At 52.4% G+C, this 13,550-nt stretch carries 15 protein-coding genes; 3 read left to right on the top strand and 12 right to left on the bottom strand.

The genetic code is table 11. From position 1 onward, the window contains the following. Positions 1–32 precede the first annotated feature (32 nt). Positions 33–731: a DUF1481 domain-containing protein gene (locus MD588_RS18305; protein ID WP_265699028.1), complete on the top strand. Its 699-nt coding sequence runs from the start codon at positions 33–35 to the stop codon at positions 729–731. A gap of 81 nt (positions 732–812) precedes the next feature. Here the strand turns inward: MD588_RS18305 and purD are convergent, their stop codons facing one another. Then, positions 813–2,102 (bottom strand): phosphoribosylamine--glycine ligase, encoded by a 1,290-nt coding sequence (gene purD, locus MD588_RS18300; protein WP_265699027.1) that lies wholly within the window; start codon positions 2,100–2,102, stop codon positions 813–815. 153 nt (positions 2,103–2,255) lie between these two features. Further along, positions 2,256–3,848 (bottom strand): bifunctional phosphoribosylaminoimidazolecarboxamide formyltransferase/IMP cyclohydrolase, encoded by a 1,593-nt coding sequence (gene purH / locus MD588_RS18295; protein WP_265699026.1) that lies wholly within the window; start codon positions 3,846–3,848, stop codon positions 2,256–2,258. Between the two features lie 239 nt (positions 3,849–4,087). On the opposite strand from purH, the gene zntR reads away from it, so the two are divergent. Next, positions 4,088–4,558 carry a Zn(2+)-responsive transcriptional regulator gene (zntR, locus tag MD588_RS18290; protein WP_265699025.1) on the top strand — a complete coding sequence of 157 codons (471 nt, stop codon included), beginning with the start codon at positions 4,088–4,090 and terminating at the stop codon, positions 4,556–4,558. Positions 4,559–4,564: 6 nt separating this feature from the next. Here the strand turns inward: zntR and MD588_RS18285 are convergent, their stop codons facing one another. Then, the gene (locus MD588_RS18285; protein WP_265699024.1) at positions 4,565–4,774 is read right to left on the bottom strand and encodes a hypothetical protein; all 210 of its coding nucleotides are present in this window, start codon (positions 4,772–4,774) and stop codon (positions 4,565–4,567) included. 164 nt (positions 4,775–4,938) lie between these two features. On the opposite strand from MD588_RS18285, the gene ppnP reads away from it, so the two are divergent. Further along, positions 4,939–5,220 (top strand): pyrimidine/purine nucleoside phosphorylase, encoded by a 282-nt coding sequence (ppnP, locus tag MD588_RS18280; protein WP_265699023.1) that lies wholly within the window; start codon positions 4,939–4,941, stop codon positions 5,218–5,220. Positions 5,221–5,282: 62 nt separating this feature from the next. On the opposite strand, the gene MD588_RS18275 is transcribed toward ppnP, so the two are convergent. The 9 genes from MD588_RS18275 to aroQ form a co-directional block, all read right to left on the bottom strand. Further along, the gene (locus MD588_RS18275; protein ID WP_265699022.1) at positions 5,283–6,239 is read right to left on the bottom strand and encodes a fasciclin domain-containing protein; all 957 of its coding nucleotides are present in this window, start codon (positions 6,237–6,239) and stop codon (positions 5,283–5,285) included. A gap of 147 nt (positions 6,240–6,386) precedes the next feature. Further along, on the bottom strand, positions 6,387–6,683 hold the full coding sequence (gene fis / locus MD588_RS18270; protein ID WP_005372656.1) for a DNA-binding transcriptional regulator Fis: 297 nt from the start codon (positions 6,681–6,683) through the stop codon (positions 6,387–6,389). A gap of 22 nt (positions 6,684–6,705) precedes the next feature. Then, positions 6,706–7,671, bottom strand: a complete 966-nt coding sequence (gene dusB, locus MD588_RS18265; RefSeq protein WP_265699054.1) for a tRNA dihydrouridine synthase DusB — start codon at positions 7,669–7,671, stop codon at positions 6,706–6,708. A gap of 164 nt (positions 7,672–7,835) precedes the next feature. Continuing rightward, a complete protein-coding gene (prmA, locus tag MD588_RS18260) occupies positions 7,836–8,720 on the bottom strand; it encodes a 50S ribosomal protein L11 methyltransferase (RefSeq protein WP_265699002.1) in 885 nt (294 codons plus the stop codon). A gap of 164 nt (positions 8,721–8,884) precedes the next feature. Next, positions 8,885–10,345, bottom strand: coding sequence for a sodium/pantothenate symporter (gene panF, locus MD588_RS18255; protein ID WP_265699001.1), 1,461 nt, complete (start codon positions 10,343–10,345; stop codon positions 8,885–8,887). Beyond that, complete coding sequence (locus MD588_RS18250; RefSeq protein WP_265699000.1) at positions 10,338–10,619, bottom strand: YhdT family protein; 282 nt, start codon at positions 10,617–10,619, stop codon at positions 10,338–10,340. The genes panF and MD588_RS18250 overlap by 8 nt, the downstream gene beginning before the upstream one ends. A gap of 214 nt (positions 10,620–10,833) precedes the next feature. Continuing rightward, entirely contained in the window at positions 10,834–12,177 is a 1,344-nt protein-coding gene (accC, locus tag MD588_RS18245; RefSeq protein WP_265698999.1) for an acetyl-CoA carboxylase biotin carboxylase subunit, read from the bottom strand. 12 nt (positions 12,178–12,189) lie between these two features. Next, complete coding sequence (gene accB, locus MD588_RS18240) at positions 12,190–12,648, bottom strand: acetyl-CoA carboxylase biotin carboxyl carrier protein (protein ID WP_265698998.1); 459 nt, start codon at positions 12,646–12,648, stop codon at positions 12,190–12,192. 27 nt (positions 12,649–12,675) lie between these two features. Next, a complete protein-coding gene (gene aroQ / locus MD588_RS18235; RefSeq protein ID WP_265698997.1) occupies positions 12,676–13,128 on the bottom strand; it encodes a type II 3-dehydroquinate dehydratase in 453 nt (150 codons plus the stop codon). Positions 13,129–13,550 lie beyond the last annotated feature (422 nt).

Here is a 13,550-nt window from a genome sequence, read left to right as displayed (position 1 = left end):
CGCCAGGTGATTCATCTGGCGGAGTTATTCTTATGAAACGTCTTATTCCTTTTCTTCTTCTCTCACTCCTGGCTGGATGTGAAACCACCACCGTTCCCGAAAATTCTATTACTCCGATTCTGACCCATTCAGGTGGCCAGACCCAGGGCGATGCAACTTCACTTTACTGGTATTCTTTCCAACAAAACCGACCGGTGAAGCTGGCTGAAGTTGTCACGGCCGGAGATTATGGTAGCTATCAATCCGACTATCGCTGGCGTGAGGGTAAATTACGGGAGATCAAGCGCATTGGCCTGCAGTTGAGTGATGAAACGCTCAAGCCGTTTAGCCTGCATGTTCGCTACGATACCCAGGGCAGTGCGGTATTCCAACGTAATACTGTCGATGGTTCAGTTTTACCGCTGACGAACTCCCAGTTGTACCAACTAACTCAACAAGCAGACAATGCCATCAGAGTGGTGAAGCAGCAGCGTAAAAATGATCAGTCGCTGGTACAGGGATATTGGCAGGGCAACCGTTTTTTGCGCTGTGGTGACGAAAAGCCACTGGAAGTGAGCTTCCAGCCTGACTTATCTGATTTCAGTGCCCAGCAACTTAGCCAACAGTCGCAGAGTAGCTTTATGGTGGTAACCGGTAAGGTTCGCAAGAACAAGCTGGTTGCAAGTCAGTTGCTTATCTTGTCTGAAGAAGATCAGGACTGCATTAGCCCCCCTGCCTTGCTAGACAAGTAGCCGTTCGGGTAGCCATCTTGTGCTTGGGCAATAAAAAAACGCGCTAGCTAGCGCGTTTTTTTATTGGCGAGAGAGTCGGGGTTAGGCTTCTTGCTCTCGGGCAATCGCACGGTAACCGATGTCGTCACGGTAGAACATGCCATTCCATGAGATTTGATTTGCCAGTTCGTAAGCGCGCTGCTGGGCCTCTGAGACGCTATCTCCCATTGCGGTAGCACATAGCACACGGCCACCGTTGGTTACGATGTTGCCGTTGTTACTGGCTGTTCCGGCATGGAAAACCTTCTCGCCGGCCAGCTCTTGCTGAGGCAGGCCAAAAATCACATCGCCTTTATCGTATGCCGCCGGATAGCCACCGGCAGCCAGCACCACACCAATTGATGCGCGCGGATCCCAGTTGGACTCGGCGGTATCTAGCTTCTCGTCGATCGCCGCGAGACAAAGCTCAACCAGATCGGACTGCATACGCAGCATGATTGGCTGGGTTTCCGGATCGCCAAAACGGCAATTGTACTCGATCACTTTCGGCGTACCGTCTGCCATGACCATCAAGCCGGCATACAGGAAGCCGGTATAAGGTGCTCCTTCCGCCTCCATACCGCGTACGGTTGGATAGATCACCTCTTCCATCACGCGGTCGTGGATTTCCTGCGTCACAACTGGTGCCGGCGAGTAAGCCCCCATGCCACCAGTATTCGGACCGGTATCGCCGTTGCCGACGCGTTTGTGATCCTGGCTGGTGGCCATAGGTAATACATTCTTGCCGTCAACCATCACGATGAAGCTGGCTTCCTCGCCATCGAGGAACTCTTCGATAACTACGCGGTGGCCCGCTTCGCCAAATGCGTTGCCTGCCAGCATATCACGTACCGCATCTTCTGCTTCCTGCAGGGTCATTGCTACGATAACACCCTTACCTGCAGCCAGACCATCGGCCTTAACAACGATAGGTGCCCCTTTCTCGCGCAGGTAGGCTAGCGCAGGCTCGATTTCGGTGAAGTTTTGGTATTCGGCCGTTGGGATCTTATGACGGGCCAGGAAGTCTTTGGTGAAGGCTTTGGAGCCTTCTAGTTGGGCAGCCGCTTGCGTCGGGCCGAAGATTGGCAGATCTGCCGCGCGGAATGCGTCAACGACACCGATAACCAGCGGGGCTTCAGGGCCGACAATGGTCAGCTCGATAGCATGGCTTTTTGCAAACTCAACCAGGGCGCCGATATCCTCAACACCAATGGCCACATTCTCGACTTTGGGTTCCAGTGCCGTACCGGCATTGCCCGGGGCCACGAAGACGGTTTCAACCTGTGCCGATTGTGCCGCTTTCCATGCTAAGGCGTGCTCGCGGCCGCCGTTGCCGATAACAAGAACTTTCATCTACAATCCCTCATCGCTTTGCCATGCTCCATCACTGGAGAAAATGGCCGTGCAAAAATTATGAAAACCACCCCAAAAAAGATGCGGTGGTTTGAAATGATTTCCCAGGACCCAGGACCCAGGACCCAGGACCCAGGACCCAGGCTCTGTCCCTTAGTGGCGGAAGTGGCGCATGCCGGTAAAGATCATCGCCATACCGTGTTCGTCAGCTGCATCGATGACTTCCTGATCGCGCATCGAGCCACCCGGCTGGATAACACACTTGATACCGGCTTCTGCTGCGGCATCGATACCGTCACGGAACGGGAAGAAGGCATCGGATGCCATCACGCTACCTGCAACCTCCAGGCCTTCGTCAGCAGCTTTGATACCGGCAATTTTCGCCGAGTAAACGCGGCTCATCTGGCCGGCACCCACGCCGATAGTCATGTTGCCTTTCGCGTAGACAATGGCATTCGATTTCACGTACTTCGCGACTTTCCAGCAGAAGAGGGCATCTCGCAGCTCGTCTTCGCTTGGCTGGCGCTTAGAAACAACCTTGAGGTCGTCCTGGCTTACCATGCCCTGGTCACGGTCTTGTACTAGCAGGCCGCCGTTGACGCGCTTAACATCAAAGCCGGTGGTCTTGGTGGCCCATTGCCCACATTCCAGCAGGCGAACATTTTTCTTGGCGGCAACAACCTCAATAGCTTCTGCTGAGACGCTTGGTGCAATGATCACCTCAACGAACTGGCGCTCGACAATCGCCTGGGCGGTTGCCGCATCCAGCTCTTGGTTGAAGGCGATGATACCGCCAAATGCTGATGTCGGGTCCGTCTTGTAGGCGCGGTCATAGGCTTCCAGAATATTGTCACCCAGCGCGACCCCACAAGGGTTGGCGTGCTTGACGATCACGCAGGCCGGCAGGTCGAACTCTTTTACACACTCAAGCGCGGCATCGGTGTCGGCAATATTATTGTATGACAGTGCCTTGCCCTGGATTTGGCGGGCCGTAGAAACTGAAGCCTCTTCTGGGTTCTTCTCGACATAGAACGCCGCTGCCTGGTGACTGTTCTCGCCGTAGCGCATGTCTTGTTTTTTCTCGAACTGCTGGTTGAAGGTGCGCGGGAATTTCGAGGCCTCGTCGCCCTCCTTATTGTCACCGTATGACGGCACCATAGTACCGAAGTAGTTGGCGATCATGCCGTCATAGGCGGCGGTGTGCTCAAAGGCCGCGATAGCTAAATCGAAGCGGGTAGCATGGGTCAGAGAGCCACTGTTGGCCTCCAGCTCAGACAGCACACGGTCATAGTCGTGGGCATTAACCACGATGGTCACGTCTTTGTGGTTTTTGGCCGCAGAGCGAACCATTGTCGGGCCACCGATATCGATGTTCTCAACGGCATCTTCTAGTGTACAGCCTGCTTTGGCGACTGTCTGGGCGAACGGGTATAGGTTGACTACAACCATATCAATCGGGTCGATATCATGTTGTGCCATTATGGCATCGTCTTGGCCGCGGCGGCCGAGTACGCCTCCGTGTACTTTCGGGTGAAGGGTTTTTACCCGGCCGTCCATCATTTCTGGAAAGCCAGTGTAGTCTGAAACTTCAGTAACTTTGATACCTTGCTCGGCAAGCAGGCGAGCAGTACCGCCAGTAGAAAGGATGTCAACACCACGGTTGGCAAGAGCTTGTGCGAATTCAACAATACCAGTTTTGTCTGATACGCTGATCAGTGCACGGCGAATAGGACGAGCGTTTTCCATTGCTACCATCTCTTTTATACACGGGGAATATTTACCAAAAACCAGCATCGAATTGGTGCTGGATTTTGGTAAATACCCTCAGCTAGAATCGGGGGAGAGTACCAGCCCCTGCTATGGGGGATTTTTTATTGCTGACGGCGCGTATTTTACATTAATTCCGGCTTTGCGCAAACGTTTGCTTTTTGTGTTTCACAGAACTTACGGTGGATACGGTCGGTAGACAAACAGAAGAGTCGAGTATGTATTTGATTGGACAGCTGGCAAAGTTATGTGATGTCAGTAGCGATACGCTGCGGTTTTATGAGAAGAACGGCCTGCTCAAACCGGCAGGCCGCAGCGATAGCGGTTATCGCCTGTATAGCGAGGCCGATCTGTCGCGGGTGAAGTTTATTATGCGCTCGAAGGCCATTGGCCTGAGTCTGGATGAAATCCGGGAGCTGCTTGATATCCGGCTCGAAGCCAGCCAGCACAGCTGTGCGGAAGTCAAAGCCATCACTCAGGCCAAGCTGGACGAGGTCGACCGGAAAATGGCCGAGCTGAGGCGTATCCGTTTGGCGTTGAAAAGGATCAATGATGCCTGCTGCGGCCATACTGATGACAATGCCAGCCATTGCTCGATACTGGAGGCACTGGGCGAGCATGATGATGAGACGCATAAGTCCGATACCGCGGCCCAGTGTTGCTCGGGGCGCTGTAAGGGCAAAACATAGCTTTGCTTATTCTTCCGCTGAAGCCCCGGCTGCCTGGGCATTGTTAATGACGTCTTTAGTGGTATCGCGGAAGAAGTGGCCTGTTGCTCGAGTGGCATCACGAGTGGCATGGCCAATTTCGGTAAAGCCTTCCTTCAGCGCTTGTTTATCCTGGCTAGAGCACCCCAGTAATACAACACTGCAGATTAATCCTATATATACCGCTTCCTTTGTCATTGATTTTATTTCCATTAGTTAGCTTGTGCGTATTAGTGTAGTTATTTTTCCTGTCAGAGAAAGATAAATTTCAGAGGGGAAATAGAAGGAGAGGCTTTTCATTAGGGAAAGCTCTCGAATTGTGATAGCTTCGAATTATCACGTAGTTACTGATAGGGAAAGTCATGTTAAACGTAAACGAATATTTTGATGGCCAGGTAAAGTCTATTGGCTTCGAAACTCAGGGGGAGCGCACCAGCGTCGGGGTGATGGTACCGGGTGAATATACTTTTGGCACGGCTGCGCCAGAGCGTATGACCGTGGTGAAAGGCGCGCTGACCGTGAAGCTGCCGGGCCATATCGATTGGGAAACCTACAATGCCGGCGATGACTTTGAAGTGCCGGGCGATTCATCTTTCCAGGTGAAGGTGACGGATACGACGGCCTACCTATGCGATTACCTCTGAGTTTGCCTAAGCGGTAAAAAAAGCTTCGCCATAGCGAAGCTTTTTTATCTCCGGCCCAAACCTTACTCAGGGATCAGGACGGTATCAATAACATGGATAACCCCGTTGCTGGCATTGAGATCACCGGCAATGAGTTTAGCGTCGTTGATTGTCACACCATCCTCGCCGTTTTCGATTTGTACTGTCCCTCCCTGGACGGTTTCAGGCAGTTTCAGCCTGCTGACTGCTTCTGAGGTGAAAGCCCCGATCAAGAGATGGTATTTGAGCACGGCCTGCAGTTGTTCTTTGTTTTCTGGCTTTAGCAGGTCAGCCAGAGTGCCGGCCGGGAGCTTGGCGAAAGCGTCATCGGTGGGTGCCATGAGAGTAAAGGGCCCCTTGCCTTCGAGAGTGCTGGTCAGACCGGATGCCCGGATTGCCATGACCAGGGTCTGGAAGTCATCGTTGGTGGCCGCGACCTCGACCAGGTTTATCTTCTCGCCTTTCTTATAACCTGCTACCGTCAAACTGGACAAGTTACCGGGGATTAAGACTGTGTCAATCACATGGATAACCCCGTTGCTGGCATTGAGATCACCGGCAATGACTTTAGCACCGTTGATTGTCACTCCATCCTCGCCGCTTTCGATTTGTACTGTTTCTCCCTGAACGGTTTCAGGCAGTTTCAGCTTGCTGACTTCTTCTGAGGTGATAGCCCCGATCAGGAGATGGTATTTGAGCACGGCCTGCAATTGTTCTTTATTTTCGGGTTTTAGCAGGTCAGCCAGAGTGCCGGCCGGGAGCTTGGCGAAAGCGTCATCGGTGGGTGCCATGAGAGTAAAGGGCCCCTTGCCTTCTAGCGTGCCGGTCAGATCGGCTGCCCGGATCGCCATGACGAGGGTTTGGAAGTCATCGTTGTTGGCCGCGACCTCGACCAGGTTTATTTTCTCGCCTTTCTGATAGGCCGCCGTCACCAGACCGGACAGGGAGAGCAGCAATAGGGTAATGAAGGAGCTGGTGAAAAAACGCTGGACTGTTTTCATTGGGTGAACCCTCTTTGTGTTTAGGTGTTATACCGAATTTCTTATACGTCCAGGAAAGCAGTATAGTTCACTGAGGGGAAAAATTGCGCCACAAAAGAAAAGGCCTGACACAGGGTCAGGCCTTTGGAAATAGGTGAGGAACTAATATTAGTTCATGCCGTATTTCTTCAGCTTCTTGCGAAGCGTACCACGGTTGATACCCATCATGGTTGCTGCGCGAGTCTGGTTACCACGAGTGTACTGCATGATGGTGTCTAGTAGCGGCTGCTCAACTTCAGCAAGCACTAGCTCGTACAGATCATCGACTTCCTGACCGTTTAACTGAGCAAGGTAGTTTTTAAGCGACGCTTTTACAGAGTCACGTAGTGGCTTCTGTGTGATTTGGTCTTGTGAAGTTACAGTTGTCACTGTTAATGCTTCGGAAGTCAGATTTTGTTCGAACATATTCTGTAAGCTCTTCTAGTATTTATGCAACGTTTTCGAAGTAGCCTTGCAGCGCATCGAGTTGCTGTTGGGCATCTTCGATAGCGTTGAAGGTCCGGCGAAAGTCACCTGCTGGTGCATGTTCTTTTAAGTACCAAGACACGTGTTTACGTGCAATGCGCAGCCCTAAGTACTCCCCGTAGAAACGGTGAAGTTCCTGAACATGGCCCAGCATAATGCCGCCAACTTCATCCATGGACGGAGCCGGCAGGTGTTCGCCAGTTGTTAAGTAATGGTGGATTTCCTGGAAAATCCACGGCCGTCCTTGTGCAGGTCGGCCAATCATCAAAGCATCTGCACCGGTATAATCCAGTACGAAGCGTGCCTTTTCCGGAGAGTCGATATCACCGTTAGCGATCACCGGAATGGAAACAGCCTGTTTAGCTGCTTTGATGTAGTCATATTCTGCCTCGCCTTTGTACATACAGGCTTTGGTGCGGCCATGAAGGGCCAGCGCCTGAATGCCACACTGCTCGGCAAGCTGTGCGATATAGACACAGTTACGGTTATCCAGATCCCAGCCTGTACGCGTTTTCAGCGTGACAGGCACATCGACAGCATCTACCACTGTGCGAAGAATCTCTTCGATCAGTTCAGGGTGCTGCAGCAGTGCTGAGCCCGCAAGTCGCTTGTTGACCTTTTTAGCCGGGCAACCCATGTTGATATCGATGATTTGCGCACCGTTCTCAACACTAAATTGCGCCGCTTCAGCCATCAGCTTAGGATCCGCGCCGGCTATCTGAACCGAGCGAATGCCCGACTCGCCTTCGTGGACCATGCGGTTCTGGGATTTAGACGTTTTCCACAAGTCTGGGTTAGAAGACATCATCTCGCTAACAGCCATCCCCGCGCCGTAACGCAGGCATAGTTCACGAAATGGCCGATCGGTCACACCCGCCATTGGCGCGACTATCAGCTGGTTTTTAAGTTGATAAGGACCGATCTTCAAACGTCTGTACCTGACTGTGCCAGTAAGGGCGCGCATTTTACGCATTTTTTCCCTTTCTGAAAAGGCCAATAATTGAGCATTTAGTTTTTGATTTACAAAAACGTATGATTTTCAATCGATTGGCTATTTTGTGCACAGCAAAATTGCTGTAGGAAATTAGTTAATTACGCCTTGTGGCCTGAAATACGGCACCAATCTTCACGGGCCGTAATCGGGTCAAGAGTCAGCTCATCGCCGTAGTAAGCTGCGACGTCCTCGGCCTGAGTTTCCAGTACGCCAGAGATTGCCAGATCGCCACCAGCTTTTACCAGGCTCTTAATCACAGGGGAAAGCTCGCGAAGCGGGCCGGCCAGGATGTTAGCAACCACGACGTCAGCCTGGATACCTTCTGGCTGATCCTGTGGCAGGAACAGCTCTAGCTTGTCGGCAACACCATTACGTTCTGCATTGTCGCGAGAGGCCAGAATCGCTTGTGGATCGATATCGATACCGATGACTTTAGCTGCTCCCAGCTTGATAGCGGCAATCGCCAGGATCCCTGAGCCACAACCGAAGTCGACAACCGTTTTGCCTGTCAGATCTTGGCCGTCAAGCCACTCAAGGCAGAGTGAGGTTGTCGGGTGAGTACCGGTACCGAACGCCAGGCCTGGGTCTAGCAGTACGTTAACGGCTTCTGGCTCTGGTGCTTCACGCCAGCTTGGGCAGATCCACAGACGGCGACCGAAACGCATTGGGTGGAAGTTCTCCATCCATTCGCGCTCCCAGTCCTTGTCTTCCAGCTGTTCTACCTTGTAAGCGAAGTCATCGGCGATCAGCGGGCTGTTTTTCAACATGTTGAGAACGAAATCCATGTCGGTTTCAGCGTCATATAAACCAACTACATCGGTATCACCCCACAGGCGGGTTTCACCCGGCAGTGGTTCGAAAACCGGGGTGTCTTGTGCATCGAGGAAAGTGACAGACAGGGCACCAGTTTCTTCCATCAGCATATCGCCAATAGCTTCAGCATTCTCTGCAGTTGCGTTCAGTTTAATTTGAATCCAAGGCATGGTTATTTCGCTTTTTGTTTGGCTACGGTTTAAGGATGCGGAGTCTAGCATGAAATTTAGTCAGCTCGCATCTACTTCATCGGCTTGCTGCCCGCAATGGCAGGAGGCTGGTCTGAAAAAAAGATAGCACCAAATGGTGCTATCTTGCGGGGAAATTAGTGAGCTTAGAGCTGATGTTGCGGCCTAGGTGCGACAACGGGTTTAGCGAGGCTACCAAGAACGAAGGCCACCAGGCCGAGAGCCAGGGTCGGGACAATGGCATGCATACCGCCGAGATCGGGTTTGACCACCGACAGTCCGATATAGCACGTCAGCCCTGTGGCCATAGAGGCGAATGCACCGGTTGCCGACGCTTTTTTCCAATATAGCCCGAGCACTAGTGGCCACAGGAACACCGCCTGCATACCGCCAAAGGCGAGCAGGTTGAGCCAGATGATCATGTCTGGTGGATTGGTTGCCGCCACAAACACCAGGGCAGAGAAAATACCGGTAACCCACAGTGACAGCTTAGGTAGGCGGGATTCGGCCTCTGGGCCTTCTGCGGCCTTTGGGTTGATGTAGTTGAGGTACAGGTCCTTCAGCAGTGTCGCCGAGGCCTGGATCAACTGGGAGTCAATGGTCGACATAATTGCGGCCATCGGTCCTGCCAGAAATACGCCGGCCACCACTGGAGGCAGGACAGTCATCATCAAGGTCGGCATGATCTGATCCGGGCTGGCAATGTCCGGCACGATGGCACGACCAAGCGCGCCGGCCAAGTGCATCCCCAGCATCAGGAAGGCTACCATGGCCGTGCTGATCACCATGCCTTTATGTAGCGAGCTGCTGTCTTTATAAGACATACAGCGGACGGCAGCATGCGGCAGACCGATCACCCCGAAACAGACCAGTACCCAGAAGCTGAGCATGAACGGCTGGGTGAGGAAGTTATCCGGACCAAAAGGGGTGACGAGTTCTGGGTTGATCTGATGTAGCTCGGTGACAAGTTCGCCAAAGCTGCCACCGGCATGGACGATACCGACCAGCAGGGCGATGGTGCCGATAATCATCATCACGCCCTGAATGGTGTCGGTCATCACCACTGCGCGGAAGCCGCCGATCGTGGTATACAGGCCAACGGTGACCGCAAACAGCATGAGCCCGTGGGAATAGGACAGGCCGGTGACCGTCTGCAACAGGCGGGCGCCGCCGACAAATTGCACCACCATGGTGCCAAAGAAAGCCAGCAACAGCGCCAGCGAGGCGAAGATGACCACGCCGCGGTTTTTGTAGCGGGCATAGAGCATATCGTTGAGAGTCAGGGCATTGTGGCGACGGGCCTCAATAGCAAACTTTTTGCCAAGTACGCCCAGTGTCAGCCAGGCTGCCGGAAGCTGGATCATCGCCAGAAGAACCCAGCCAAGCCCCATTTTGTAGGCGGCACCCGGACCACCAATAAAGGAGCTGGCACTGGCATAGGTAGCGGCGAGGGTCATGGCGAGGACAAAGCCGCCCATACTGCGGTTGCCAACCAGGTACTCATTGAGAAAGCCGCTGCCGGAATGGCGGTGGCGACGTGTAAAGAGCGCCAGCCCGAACACGGCGGCCAGATACAGAACCAAGGGGATTAGTAGTTCGTTATTCATCCGGGGTGTCCTTTTCAATGTCCAGTGACATATCCTGATAGATGTACTTCACCATCAGGCCACACAGCAGGGTAAAAATAACCGGGCCGATGATGCAGGCGAGCAGGAACCAGAGTGGGAATCCCCAATACAGCTCCGGCAAGGTGGTGTGTACGTCACTGGGGGCAAAGGCATAGGCCGAGAAATACCACCAGATAAAATAGGCGAGGGCGAGGCCTATCGCCCATTTGGCTTCCTTGTGAGCCTGGCGATAGCGCATAGAGAGCGTTTTCAAGCTGTCGTCTCCAGTCGTTTAGTAACACTACTCAGAGAAGTGATTGAAATACGGAAAGTGAGTAATGTTCATACAAATAAAGGTGAGGTATTGTGGCAAAAGTTAGAGGTTAGTGCTAGAAACAAACCACATCAAATTGGCTATAACAGAACGAAAAAAGGCTGCCTGAGGCAGCCTTTTATGTAACTAGGTAAGTTATATATTACAAACCTGCTTATTGTAGGCCAAGCTTCTTCTCTAGGTAGTGGATGTTGGCACCACCATGCTGGAAGTTCTCGTCAGCCATAATATCTTGCTGCAGCGGAACGTTGGTTTTGATACCGTCGATGATCATTTCGCCCAGGGCATTGCGCATGCGCGAGATCGCCACGTCACGGTTTTCGCCGAAGGCAATCAGTTTGCCGATCATTGAATCGTAGTGTGGTGGAACGGTGTAGCCGGTGTAGATGTGAGACTCCCAGCGGATCCCCATCCCTCCTGGCGCGTGGAAACGTTCAATCTTGCCAGGGCAAGGTAGGAAGCGCTCTGGATCTTCGGCGTTGATACGACACTCAACGGCGTGGCCACGTACCTGGATGTCTTCCTGAGTGAATGACAGCGGCTGGCCGGCAGCGACACGTAGCTGTTCTTTGATTAGGTCGACGCCGGTTACCATTTCGGTTACTGGATGCTCAACCTGGATACGGGTGTTCATCTCGATGAAGTAGAACTCACCGTTCTCGTACAGGAACTCGAAGGTACCGGCACCGCGGTAGCCGATTTCGATACATGCACGGGTACAGCGCTCACCGATGTACTTGCGCATTTCTTCAGTGATACCCGGAGCAGGAGCTTCTTCCACTACCTTCTGGTGGCGACGCTGCATAGAACAGTCACGCTCGCCAAGGTGGATGGCATTGCCCTGGCCGTCAGCAATAACCTGAACTTCGATATGACGAGGGTTTTCAAGGAATTTCTCCATGTAAACCATGTCATTGTTGAAACAGGCTTTTGCTTCGGCACGGGTCATCGCGATAGCTTCTGACAGATCTTCCTCTGTGCGAACTACACGCATACCACGACCGCCGCCGCCACCTGATGCCTTGATGATCACCGGGTAGCCGATGCGCTTGGCAAAAGATTTGTTCTTCGCGGCATCATCATCCAGCGGGCCGTCAGAGCCCGGTACACAAGGAACACCGGCTTTCTTCATCGCGGTGATCGCAGATACCTTGTCACCCATCATGCGGATGGTTTCCGCTTTCGGGCCGACAAAGATAAAGCCTGAGCGTTCAACCTGCTCGGCGAAGTCTGCGTTTTCAGACAGGAAACCGTAACCTGGGTGGATAGCCACTGCACCGGTGATCTCTGCTGCACTGATAATGCGAGGAATATTCAGGTAGCTGTCAATTCCCCTTGCCGGGCCGATACAGATCGACTCATCGGCAAGCAGAACGTGTTTAAGGTCGCGGTCTGCTGTTGAGTGAACAGCGACGGTTTTGATCCCCAGCTCTTTACACGCACGCAAAATACGCAGTGCGATTTCGCCGCGGTTGGCGATAACTAATTTATCTAACATAGGACGCCCCGGTTACTCGATGATAACTAGCGGCTGGTCGAACTCGATCGCATCGCCGTCTTCAGCCAGAATAGCGACCACGGTACCTGCTTTGTCAGATTCGATTTGGTTCATCATCTTCATCGCTTCAACGATGCAAAGTGTGTCGCCAACATTAACGCTTTGGCCTACTTCAACGAACGCTTTTGCTTCAGGGCTAGGCGCACGGTAGAAAGTACCTACCATTGGAGAAAGAACCTGATGGCCTGCAGGAGCCGCTGGTGCAGCAGCAACTGGAGCCTCTACAGGAGCTGCTTGAGCTGGTGCCGGAGCGGCTACCGGTGCAGGCGCGGCCGTAACAACTTGAGTTGTCGCTGCTACAGGAGCGCTACGGCTGATGCGTACCGACTCTTCGCCTTCAGAGATTTCAAGTTCAGAGATACCAGACTCTTCAACCAGTTCAATAAGCTTTTTGATCTTACGAATATCCATTTATCTTTCTCTTTATCTGTTGTTCATTTAGCTTTCTGCATGCAGGCGACGAACCGCTGCATGCAGGGCGAATTCATAACCATCCGGGCCTAGGCCGCAAATCACCCCGACTGCTTTATCTGACAGGTAGGAATGGTGACGGAATGGCTCTCGGGCATGAACGTTAGACAGGTGCACTTCAATAAACGGGATATTGACCCCGAGCAGGGCATCGCGGATCGCTACGCTGGTATGCGTAAAGGCGGCCGGGTTGATGATGATAAAGTCCACGTTGCCATGGGCGCTATGGATGGCATCAATCAGCTCATGCTCTGCGTTTGATTGAATGTGATCTAGCGTCACACCAAGTTCAGTTGCTTTGGCAGTTAAATTAGTAACGATTTGAGCCAGTGTTTGTTGGCCATAGTGGCCTGGCTCTCTGAGACCCAATAAGTTCAGGTTAGGTCCATTGATAAGTAAAATTCGTTGAAATGTCGACATCTTGACGTTATATCACTTGTATTTGACGTTTTACTCTAACAACGTGCAGGTAGCTGCACATTTGCTTCCCTGTGTCCTAATTTTTGCTGCCAAAACATGCTTGATGAGCAATTATAGAGAATTCACGGCAAATCGCAGCAAAATACTGGTCTAATCACCACTTTTTATGTGGACAGTTGTACGCTGTATTCATTCATGCAATAGGATTAGACGGTTGTTTCTTCGTAGAGTTCAGCGGGTTGGTTCAAGTTGTGGCGGCGATCGTATTATTTGTTACTGATGCGTGTTTTTTCTAACCCATCTCAATATTAGGAGAGTTAGCGAAAAATGCGTCTCAGTTTAGCGGTTTTTTCATCTCTTGAGCGTGATTGGCGAAGGTATTTAGAAAAAAGCCGCTCGAGGGCGGCTGAGTATAATGTGAA

Origin of the sequence: Photobacterium obscurum, assembly GCF_026191635.1 — a bacterium.
Classification (GTDB): Bacteria; Pseudomonadota; Gammaproteobacteria; order Enterobacterales; family Vibrionaceae; genus Photobacterium; species Photobacterium obscurum.
This window is presented reverse-complemented; position numbering and strand designations above follow the sequence as displayed.

Coding starts and splice junctions, on each gene's coding strand:
- MD588_RS18305 (WP_265699028.1), top strand. CDS start 33: ATGAAACGTCTTATTCCTTTTCTTCTTCTCTCACTCCTGGCTGGATGT.
- purD (WP_265699027.1), bottom strand. CDS start 2,102: ATGAAAGTTCTTGTTATCGGCAACGGCGGCCGCGAGCACGCCTTAGCA.
- purH (WP_265699026.1), bottom strand. CDS start 3,848: ATGGAAAACGCTCGTCCTATTCGCCGTGCACTGATCAGCGTATCAGAC.
- zntR (WP_265699025.1), top strand. CDS start 4,088: ATGTATTTGATTGGACAGCTGGCAAAGTTATGTGATGTCAGTAGCGAT.
- MD588_RS18285 (WP_265699024.1), bottom strand. CDS start 4,774: ATGACAAAGGAAGCGGTATATATAGGATTAATCTGCAGTGTTGTATTA.
- ppnP (WP_265699023.1), top strand. CDS start 4,939: ATGTTAAACGTAAACGAATATTTTGATGGCCAGGTAAAGTCTATTGGC.
- MD588_RS18275 (WP_265699022.1), bottom strand. CDS start 6,239: ATGAAAACAGTCCAGCGTTTTTTCACCAGCTCCTTCATTACCCTATTG.
- fis (WP_005372656.1), bottom strand. CDS start 6,683: ATGTTCGAACAAAATCTGACTTCCGAAGCATTAACAGTGACAACTGTA.
- prmA (WP_265699002.1), bottom strand. CDS start 8,720: ATGCCTTGGATTCAAATTAAACTGAACGCAACTGCAGAGAATGCTGAA.
- panF (WP_265699001.1), bottom strand. CDS start 10,345: ATGAATAACGAACTACTAATCCCCTTGGTTCTGTATCTGGCCGCCGTG.
- accC (WP_265698999.1), bottom strand. CDS start 12,177: ATGTTAGATAAATTAGTTATCGCCAACCGCGGCGAAATCGCACTGCGT.
- accB (WP_265698998.1), bottom strand. CDS start 12,648: ATGGATATTCGTAAGATCAAAAAGCTTATTGAACTGGTTGAAGAGTCT.
- aroQ (WP_265698997.1), bottom strand. CDS start 13,128: ATGTCGACATTTCAACGAATTTTACTTATCAATGGACCTAACCTGAAC.